The organism is uncultured Cyclobacterium sp. (assembly GCF_963976465.1).
Lineage (GTDB): Bacteria > Bacteroidota > Bacteroidia > Cytophagales > Cyclobacteriaceae > Cyclobacterium.
On sequence record NZ_CAXBOC010000165.1, the window covers coordinates 1 to 10,040 of the forward strand.

Here is a 10,040-nt window from a genome sequence, read left to right on the forward strand (position 1 = left end):
TCTAAATTAATAGGTCATGAAATATAAAATGAACTATTTTTAAGGGAACATCTGTTATCAATGCGTTAAAAAATAATCAATAAAATTGAATGAGGCAGCTTAAAATCAGTAAACAGATTACCAACAGGGAAAGTCAATCTCTGGATAAATACCTTCAAGAGATAGGTAAGGTAGATTTATTGACAGCAGATGAAGAAGTGGTTTTGGCCAAGAGGATCCGTGAAGGTGACCAATTGGCCTTGGAAAAATTAACCAAAGCCAACCTTAGGTTTGTTGTCTCCGTTGCCAAGCAATATCAAAACCAGGGCTTATCATTGGGAGATTTGATCAACGAGGGGAACCTAGGTTTGATTAAAGCCGCCCAGAGATTTGATGAGACCAGGGGTTTTAAATTTATATCTTATGCCGTTTGGTGGATTCGCCAATCTATTCTTCAGGCCCTTGCCGAGCAATCCAGGATTGTAAGGCTTCCACTAAATAGAGTGGGGTCCTTAAATAAGATTAGCAAAACCTTTTCTGAGCTTGAGCAAAAGTTTGAACGTGAACCTTCACCTGAAGAACTTGCGGAAGTTTTGGAGGTGACTGCGGGAGAAGTGGTGGATACCATGAAAATTTCCGGTAGGCATGTATCTATGGATGCTCCATTTGTTCAAGGAGAGGAAAATAGTTTGCTTGATGTATTGGAAAACGACGGTGAAATTAAACCTGATGATGGTTTGATGAATGACTCCTTGAGGAAGGAAGTTCAAAGGGCTTTATCTACGCTTACCCAAAGGGAAGCGGATGTCATTACCCTTTATTTTGGACTTAATGGCGAACATGCCATGACTTTAGAGGAAATAGGAGAAAAATTTAACCTCACCCGCGAAAGGGTAAGGCAAATCAAAGAAAAAGCGATTCGGCGACTTAGACATACCAGTAGAAGTAAAACTTTGAAGCCTTATCTGGGATAAAATTTTAAACAAAGTTAAGAATTAAGAAAGGGCACTTTGCCCTTTTTTTATATCCCACAAAAAAATCCCATTCGAGTAAACTTTTTTGTTTTGCTATGGTGTTAGTATTCGAAAGAATTTCACTTTGTGAGAAGTATTGAACAATTGATAAAACAATGGACAAAGAAATAGAAAAAATAAAGGTTCTTATTATTGGATCAGGTCCGGCAGGCTATACTGCCGCTATTTATGCATCTCGTGCAGGGCTTTCTCCTGTAATGTATACGGGCGTCCAACCCGGTGGTCAGCTGACCATCACCAATGATGTAGAAAATTATCCCGGATATCCAGACGGTGTCATGGGTCCCCAAATGATGGAAGATTTCAGAAAACAAGCGGAACGCTTTGGAACTGATGTGAGGTATGGGGTAGTGACAGAGATAGATGCAGGTAATAGACCTTTTAAAGTTACTGTAGATGAGGGAAAAACCCTTCTTGCAGAAACCGTAATTATTTCTACCGGTGCATCTGCAAAATGGCTGGGTATAGAAAGTGAAACCAGACTCAACGGTAAAGGTGTATCTGCTTGTGCTGTTTGTGATGGTTTTTTCTTTAGAGGAAAAGATGTGGCCATCGTAGGAGGTGGAGATACTGCCTGTGAAGAAGCAAGTTATTTGGCCAATATCTGTAATAAGGTTTATATGTTGGTGAGGAGAGATGAACTTCGGGCTTCTCAGATCATGCAAAATAGGGTGATGAAAAACCCTAAGATTGAAATCCTTTGGAACCATGAAACGGTTGAGGTTTTAGGTGATGAAGAGGTGACCGGTGCCAAGGTAAAAGACAGGATTACAGGAGAGGAGAAGGATTTGGCTGTGGAAGCTTTCTTTGTAGCCATTGGACATCAACCCAATACTGCTATTTTTGAAAATCAGATTGATATGGATGAAAATGGTTATATACTTACCCAACCGGATAGTACAAAAACCAATGTTCCCGGGGTATTTGCATGTGGAGATGCTCAGGATCATGAATACCGTCAAGCAGTTACTGCTGCAGGAACAGGCTGTATGGCAGCTTTGGACGCAGAAAGATTTTTGACTTCACAAGAATAGGTCTATAATTTATGCGTTTAAAAGAAAGGTGGCTCTTGGTTCTTCTTCTTTTGACGTCCGTAAGCTTTGGTAGTATCGCACAAAATAAAAAGAGAGATAAACATAAAAATGGTGTAGTAGAACAAAATCTGGCCGTTCCTTCTGGTGCGCTGAATTTTGATGCTGATCAATATCGCAGTGATTTAGAAAAGGCCACAGATGCTTTGATTTTCAAAGATGGCCTTGACCTAAAAAAGCGACTGTCTCTGGTAAGTGAAAATAGCGATGCTTTTATCTGGGCACCTACACATGTGATGGTGGAAGTGGCAGAGAAGGTATTGATCGATAGTATTTGGATTACAGCCCATGAATATTACGGACGCTGGGACAGTCATAAAATTAACAGTTATGATTTTGATCCAAGAGAGTTTAAAGATACGATTCCAGTAACATTATATAATTCCTATTATGGCTCCGGTTGGAGCGCTCCTCTGGAGAATACCAAAATCAATTCAGATTTTGGGAGAAGGCGCTACCGATGGCACCATGGGATTGATTTAAAATTAAAAACCGGTGACCCGATCAGGTCCGCATTTGATGGTATTGTTCGCATTACTTCCTATGAGCGGTATGGCTATGGGCATTATGTGGTGATTAGACATAGAAATGGGCTTGAAACCATCTACGGACATCTTTCGAAGAAGCAAGTGAAAGTGGGGCAGGAAATTAGAGCCGGTGATATCATTGGTCTTGGAGGAAGCACGGGTAGAAGTACAGGGCCTCATTTGCATTTTGAGATTCGGTATCAGGGGCTGTCTATCAATCCTACAGAAATTTTCGATTTTGAAATTGGGAGAATTAAGTCGCCCATTTATACAATAACTGCCCAAAGTTTCGACCATGAAATTAAAATGCGGGAAGCTGTATATCACCGGATTCGAAGTGGAGATAATTTATCTGTCATTGCTCGGCGATACGGAGTTAGGGTAAGTCAGATTACCAGATTAAATGGAATTAGTACGCGAACTATTCTTAGAATAGGAAGGCGTCTGCAAATACAATAAGCGTTTTAAAATTCATTTTAAAGGATAAAAATGAAATTGGATATTTTGGCCATAGCTGCTCACCCTGATGATATTGAGTTGGCATGTAGTGGCACTTTGGCTTCTCATATAGATAAGGGCTATAAGGTCGGTATATTAGACCTTACAAAGGGAGAAATGGGTACCCGTGGCACACCGGAGATCAGGATGCTGGAGGCAGATGCTTCTGCAAAAATTTTGGGGCTTAGTGCCCGGGAAAATTTGGGCTTTAAGGACATCTACTTTAAAGATGACCTGGATCACCAAACAGCCATAGCTAAGGTGATTCGAAAATACAAGCCTGAAATAGTGCTTGCCAATGCTGTTAGAGACAGGCATCCCGACCATGGAAAAGGGGCAAGCCTGGCTTCCCATGCTTGTTTTATAAGTGGTTTGAGGAAGTTAGAGACTACATTGGATGGAGTTCCTCAGGAAGTTTGGCGGCCAAAGTTTGTTTACCACTACATTCAAAATGAATATATAGTGCCGGATATCGTTGTTGATATTTCTGATTATTGGGAAACCAAAAAAGATAGTATTCTTGCTTTTAAGTCTCAATTTCATAACCCTGACTCCAATGAACCGGAAAGCTTTATTTCAAGACCTGAATTTCTGGACTTTATTGAAGCGAGATCTCGGGAGTTGGGACATAAAATCAATGTTGAATTCGGTGAAGGTTTTACCGTTGAAAGGGTTGCAGGAGTGAAAGATCTTTTCAACTTAATTTAACCCGTTGTTTTTACCCCAACATGGACAGATCATTTGTTATCCATGTTGGGGTACTATTTTTAATAGCACTTTATTGCTATAGCTGTTAAGGAGCCAATCGCTCCATGCTCCATTCAGGTGCTCCCTCTTTGCGTTTGTATAAAACCCTGTCATGCAATCGTGCGGGTCTGCCTTGCCAAAATTCGATGCTAGAAGGCATTAGCCGATACCCTCCCCAATGTTCGGGTCTTTTCATCGCTTCCGCTTGAAACCTTTTTTCAGTTTCCTGTTGTCTTTCTTCCAGAAAGCTTCGGTTAGGGATCACCTCACTTTGGGGGCTTGTCCATGCGCCTATTTGGCTTTGAATTGGCCTGCTTTTAAAATATTCATCAGATTCTTCAGTAGAAGTTTTAGTAACTACCCCTTCAATTCTTACCTGCCTTTCAAGTTCAGGCCAGAAAAATGTCAAAGAAGCATTGGAGTTTATGGTGAGCTGCTGTCCTTTCTTACTGGAATAGTTTGTAAAAAAAACAAAGCCTTCGTCAGCTCCTTTAAGTAAAACAATTCTACCTGATGGATGGCCATTTTCATTTACGGTACACAGGTGCATGGCTGTCGGTTCATTTACTTTTGCAGTCAGTGCTTCAGACAACCATACTTTGAATTGTTCCAAAGGGTCCTTATTTACCTCATTTAAATTCAATTTCTTAGAAGAATATTCTATTCTTATGTCTGCTAATTTCATTTTATGATTATTTGTAGCTGAAATTTAAGTTTGGAATACAAATATATTGGTTTTAAGATTTTTTGCTTTATATTAATGCCTCATATAAATCACAGTTGATGGTTGATAGGTCCAATATAAAGCCAAAATCGGGAAGTTTGTTGATTTCTGAACCTTTTCTACAAGATGAAAATTTTGTTAGGTCTGTGGTTCTTTTGTGTGAAAACAATGAGTTAGGTTCTTTCGGTTTGGTGTTGAATAAGCTGTCTATATTCAAATTGGACGAGCTCATGGAAGGTTGTGAACTATTAGGTAAGGAAGTATATGTTGGTGGTCCGGTGGAGCAAAATACGCTTCATTTTATTTATTGTGGAGAGCAACTTCTGGAAGATAGTGTGGCATTAGGAGATCAACTGTGGTGGGGAGGTAATTTTAATGAATTAATGGAGAAGTATAAGTCCGGCTTACTGGATATTGCTAATTTTCGTTTCTTCTTAGGCTATTCAGGTTGGGAAGAAGGGCAATTGAGTGAGGAATTGCTGGAAAACACATGGATAGTTTGTGACAATATCCATACGAAAAAGATCTTTAAGGTAGCTCCGGATGAATTATGGCGAGTTATTTTAAAGAATATGGGGGGTGATTTCCAAGTATTGGCAAATTATCCGATTGACCCAAGACTAAATTAGCTCAAAATTGCTACTTTTGTTTAGTATGGATTGAATTACGCAGGAATATTTTAAATATTATGGATAACGAGAAAGAAATGTCTGAAAATGCAGACAAGGTTACTGAAGGATTGGCAAATAGTCAAAAATCAGGAGAAGAAGCTTCTACCGAAAAGGAGGTAACACCAAGCAGTGATGTGACTGGTGAAAGTTCACCAACAACTGACCCAAAGGATGAGGAAAGCAGTTCTTCATCAAGTTTGAATCAGAAAGAAACAGTTGCTGAGGAACAAAAAGAAATCAATGAAGAAGCATCTTCAGATAAAACTGAGGCGGCTGAGACTTCAAGTGAAACCAGCCCGGCTGCCAAAGAAGATTCAGAAGAAAGTGAAGAGGAAGAAGAGGAATTTGATTTTCACAATTACACCAAAGCTCAACTTATTAAAGTGCTTAAAGACTTTGTACATGAACAAAATTTTGTTCGAAGAGATAGTTTGGTACAAGAAATTAAAAATCAATACGACGAATATTATTTAAAAGAGCAAGCACAAGCCCTTGATCAATTTCTCAAAGAAGGAGGAGAAAAAGATGGTTTTGTATATAGAGGAACAGACGAAGACCGCGAGTTTTTCGCATCCTACCAATTGTTTAAAGAGAAAAAACACCAACAATTCAAAGACCTTGAAAAATCCAAGGAAAAGAATGCCAACGATAAAAATCTTATTCTAGATCAATTAAGGGCTATTGTGGATGGGGAAGAGACCACCAATAGTATTGAGACTATTAAAAAGATCCAAGATGAATGGAAAAAAATAGGCCCTGTTCCCCATAGTCAAAATAAAAATCTTTGGGCTTCCTATAATGCTTTAATGGATAGGTTTTATGACAACCGCAGTATCTATTTTGAGCTGAAAGAGCTAGATAGGAAAAAGAATCTGGACAGTAAATTAGAGCTATGCAGCAAAGCAGAGGCTTTGTCTGAGCTGGAAGATGTAAAGGAAGCCATTAAAAGTTTGAATGACCTGCACGAAGAATTCAAACATATAGGGCCTGTACCCAGAGAAGATCAAGAAGCCTTGTGGCAACGTTTCAAAAGTGCTTCCGATGCTGTCTACAACAAACGTAAAGCGTATTATGACAGTCAGCGAGAAGTTTTCAAAGCCAATCAGGTACTGAAGGAAAGACTAATTGAAAAACTAGAAGAATTCAAGTCCTTTAAAGCTGAGAAAATTAGAGATTGGAATACTAAAACCAAAGAAATCCTTGCCCTTCAAAAAGAGTGGGAGGCCATTGGTCCTGTACCTAGAGAAGCAGGTAAGGAGATCAACAAAACCTTTTGGGGACTATTTAAGCAGTTTTTTCACCATAAAAATTTATTCTTTAAGGAATTAGATGAGATAAGGCAACAGAACAAGGAAAAGGCTGAACAACTAATTGAAAGGGCAGAGTCTTACTTGGACAGTACCGATTGGAAAAATTCCTCCAATGAACTAATACAATTGCAAAAGCAATGGAAGGAATTGGGACCAATGCCTGAAAAATTCCGTGACGACCTATACAATCGCTTTAAAAAAGCATGTGACACCTTCTTCGATAATAGGAGAAGTGCAAACAAAGAAAACAATAAGGCCTTTGAAGAGAATCTTGTGGCCAAAGAAAAGGTATGTCAGGAGATTTTAGATGCTGCAAAGGATGAAGACCAAACAAGCTCAGAAAACCTCGAAAAGCTTATCCAGCAATACAATGAAATAGGTTTTGTGCCAAGAAAGAGCATGAAGGATATTTCCAATAAATTCAATACGGCTGTAAACGAATATGTTTCCAAACTAGAGCTTGAAGGGGAAAGTAAGGATGATTTTCTATTCAGACTTAACCTTAACAAACTTCAGGCAGACCCGAATAGCAATAAAGTTCTGAATAAAAAGGAGCACGGTATTCGCAGACAGATCACGGATTTGGAAAACAACATTACTTTGTGGAGAAACAATTTGGAGTTTTTTGCTGCTTCAAAAACGGCTGAGCAGGAAGTGGATAAACTCAAAAAGAAACTTTCAATTATCAGAGAATTTTAATGCCTTCACTATGAGTAAAATAGGTATTTTGTTAGAAATTTCTTCTCAAAAGTTTTGATTTCATAGGAGTATAAAACTATATTTGCACTCGCAATCAGGGAAAAAGACTTCCTGATGACACTTTTAAAAGGGTGTATTTATAGAGAAGCCTCCTTAGCTCAGCTGGTAGAGCAACTGACTTGTAATCAGTAGGTCGTTGGTTCGATCCCGACAGGAGGCTCTTAAAATCAAGCACTTACAGGATAAAACTTGTAAGTGCTTTTTTTTTGTGGTAGTTGTTCTATATTCGGATAGTAAAAGGAGAAAAGAAGCTAAATAATCAATATGGTATGAAAATTATTAACGGTACTAGTTTATCTATCCTTCTCCCAATATTTTTTAAGGATAAGTCTTTCCATGTACAAGAGGTGGGGTTGGTTATTTTTGTTGATGCTCCTTTTGTTTTATAAATGGAATTAGGATTGGTCTTATTTTTTGTAATTTATGCAATTAATTCAGGCTGAAATAAAAGGTGATCCCATAATATATGCTAAAGAGTTCTGTTTGAGGCTTGTAATTATACCGAACAAATTCTTCATGTATGGGGTATTAGCTCCTTTAATATTTTTGTCTTCAAAGAAATGTATTAATGGCTTTAATGGCAAAAGCCCTTGTTTAGATGCTATTGAACCTTGATATAGTCATTTGAAGATTGGGAGGGATATTTTGATTACATTTCAGTAGGCTTCAAGCGAGAGTAGGAAGATCCTTCTGATGATAAAATCAAAATAAAGAAGGTTTTCAAATAAAGAATTCAATACATAAGGAACTTTGATGGATTTAAGACACTACAGATTTTTACCCGATAAGGAAATGTTAAGAAATATTATAAAATTAATTAGCTGTATTTCCATCGGACTAGTCATCGGCTGTAAAGAAAAAGGTACTGTTGAAAGCGAAGCATTTTCTGTGGAACTGGAAACCATCGCCAAAGGCAATGAAAAGGAGTTTACATGGACGCATGCGCGTTCGGCAGTAATCCCTTCTGATTCCCCAAAGGTAATCACCACCATGTCGCAAACCCTTAAAAAGGGCTCAGATGTGTACCATGATTTGTTTCAGATAGAAAGCCAGGATAGGGGGGGGACCTGGACTTCACCTGAAGTCATCCCTTCTTTGACGATCATTAAACAAGACAGTGGCTATCGATCCCTGGTTGATATGTGGCCCCAATGGCATTCAAATACCAAAAAAGTGGTAAATATAGGTACCTCACCTTTTTATTCTAACGCAAAGACACATGACGGCTGGAAAAAGAAAGTGGTCTATGCTTATCTTGATGCTGAAACCGAACAATGGAGTGCTCCACAGTTTCTGGAGCTTCCAAAATTGGATCATGACGGGATGCTGTTAATGGCTCCTGCAGCAGGAAGCGCCCAATGGTTGGAATTACTCAATGGAGATATCCTCCTGCCTATATTTTATTTTAAGGTTACAGAGGAACAAGCATCCTTAGCAATGACTAACCCGGACGAGGCGTTCAGTATTGGTAATTTGATGAAAAGTGATGATTTTGGGTTTAGCACCACAATTGTACGATGTTCTTTTGATGGTAAAAATTTAATTTATAAAGAGCATGGTGATGAATTAATACTTAAGCAGGGTAGGGGAATATATGAACCGTCCATTACTTTCTTTAAAGGAGAATATTTCCTGACCATGCGCAGTGACAAGAGTGCCTACGTATCCAAAAGTAAAGATGGATTGCATTTTAGCCCTCCAAAGGAATGGACTTTTGATGATGGTGCTGTACTGGGAAGTTATAATACTCAGCAACATTGGGTAAGCCACAGTGACGCTTTATACTTGGTGTATACCAGGCGAGGAGCAAATAATGATGAGGTTTTCCGTCATAGAGCACCTCTTTTTATGGCAGAGGTGGATTCGGATAAACTTGAGGTAATTCGTGATTCAGAGCGCATAGTGGTACCTAACCGAGGTGTAGCTCTAGGTAATTTTGGCATAATGGAAGTCAATCAAGCTGAGACTTGGATCACTGTTGCCGAATATATGAGAGGAGAAGAAAACGTAGCTGCTGATAATAGTGTTTTCACTGCCCGAATCCTATGGAAGCGTCCAAATTTGAATTCAAAACAATAATTATAGATTTAATTAACTTATAATATGTCCAAGTATTTCTTCGTATTTTTTATAGCTTCTTTTTTATTAACCATCAGTCTGATTCCTACAAAGGGACATGCAAATTCCGGAAGTAAAACCACTGAGTATATCAATCCCAATGACTTCGATGGAACAGATACAGAACGGATTTCACAGGCCATCCAAAAAGCTAAAAACACTTCGAATTTAGTACGTATTCCAAGGGCCAATGCCAATGGCTCCAATATATGGATGATCGATAGTGCCATTTTATTGCCAAGCAATCTCACTTTGGTCTTGGACAATTGTACCCTTCAACTTTCTGATACCAGCAGGGACAATATGTTTAGATCTGATAATGTAGGCTTAGGCATAACTGATCCTGAATGGAATGAAAATATTAATATTTATGGGATTGGGAAAGCAATTCTGAAAGGAGCTAATAATCCACGAGCAACAGGAGATGGAGCAAGAATGCTTACTTTGAACCCAAAGCTTGAGCAAGAAAAAGGAAATTGGAGAGTAAGTTACGGTACAGATGCCGGCAAACCGGACCGAAAACAAAAAGGAGACTGGCGAAATATTATGGTGTTAATTGGTTATGTAAAGCACTTTACTATT

At 38.7% G+C, this 10,040-nt stretch carries 8 protein-coding genes, 1 tRNA gene and 1 pseudogene; 9 read left to right on the forward strand and 1 reads right to left on the reverse strand.

Going from position 1 to position 10,040, the window contains the following annotated elements:
- Nucleotides 1-89 precede the first annotated feature (89 nt).
- From AAC037_RS10935 to bshB1, 4 genes are all read left to right on the forward strand, one after another.
- Nucleotides 90-953 (forward strand): RNA polymerase sigma factor RpoD/SigA, encoded by an 864-nt coding sequence (locus AAC037_RS10935; RefSeq protein ID WP_014021150.1) that lies wholly within the window; start codon nucleotides 90-92, stop codon nucleotides 951-953.
- Between the two features lie 155 nt (nucleotides 954-1,108).
- A complete protein-coding gene (gene trxB / locus AAC037_RS10940) occupies nucleotides 1,109-2,047 on the forward strand; it encodes a thioredoxin-disulfide reductase (protein ID WP_339903029.1) in 939 nt (312 codons plus the stop codon).
- An 11-nt stretch (nucleotides 2,048-2,058) separates the two neighbouring features.
- A complete protein-coding gene (locus tag AAC037_RS10945; RefSeq protein ID WP_339903030.1) occupies nucleotides 2,059-3,090 on the forward strand; it encodes a M23 family metallopeptidase in 1,032 nt (343 codons plus the stop codon).
- Nucleotides 3,091-3,120: 30 nt separating this feature from the next.
- Nucleotides 3,121-3,837, forward strand: coding sequence for a bacillithiol biosynthesis deacetylase BshB1 (gene bshB1, locus AAC037_RS10950; RefSeq protein WP_339903031.1), 717 nt, complete (start codon nucleotides 3,121-3,123; stop codon nucleotides 3,835-3,837).
- An 85-nt stretch (nucleotides 3,838-3,922) separates the two neighbouring features.
- Here bshB1 and pdxH read toward each other — a convergent pair whose 3' ends face one another.
- Nucleotides 3,923-4,561, reverse strand: coding sequence for a pyridoxamine 5'-phosphate oxidase (gene pdxH / locus AAC037_RS10955; protein WP_339903032.1), 639 nt, complete (start codon nucleotides 4,559-4,561; stop codon nucleotides 3,923-3,925).
- A 98-nt stretch (nucleotides 4,562-4,659) separates the two neighbouring features.
- On the opposite strand from pdxH, the gene AAC037_RS10960 reads away from it, so the two are divergent.
- The 5 genes and pseudogenes from AAC037_RS10960 to AAC037_RS10980 all read left to right on the forward strand — a co-directional run.
- Entirely contained in the window at nucleotides 4,660-5,229 is a 570-nt protein-coding gene (locus AAC037_RS10960) for a YqgE/AlgH family protein (RefSeq protein WP_339903033.1), read from the forward strand.
- 59 nt (nucleotides 5,230-5,288) lie between these two features.
- Nucleotides 5,289-7,280, forward strand: a complete 1,992-nt coding sequence (locus AAC037_RS10965) for a DUF349 domain-containing protein (protein WP_339903034.1) — start codon at nucleotides 5,289-5,291, stop codon at nucleotides 7,278-7,280.
- A gap of 147 nt (nucleotides 7,281-7,427) precedes the next feature.
- Nucleotides 7,428-7,500, forward strand: a tRNA-Thr gene (locus tag AAC037_RS10970).
- Nucleotides 7,501-8,132: 632 nt separating this feature from the next.
- Nucleotides 8,133-9,419: a sialidase family protein gene (locus AAC037_RS10975; RefSeq protein ID WP_339903035.1), complete on the forward strand. Its 1,287-nt coding sequence runs from the start codon at nucleotides 8,133-8,135 to the stop codon at nucleotides 9,417-9,419.
- Between the two features lie 24 nt (nucleotides 9,420-9,443).
- Nucleotides 9,444-10,040: pseudogene (locus tag AAC037_RS10980) on the forward strand (hypothetical protein); the annotation flags it as partial.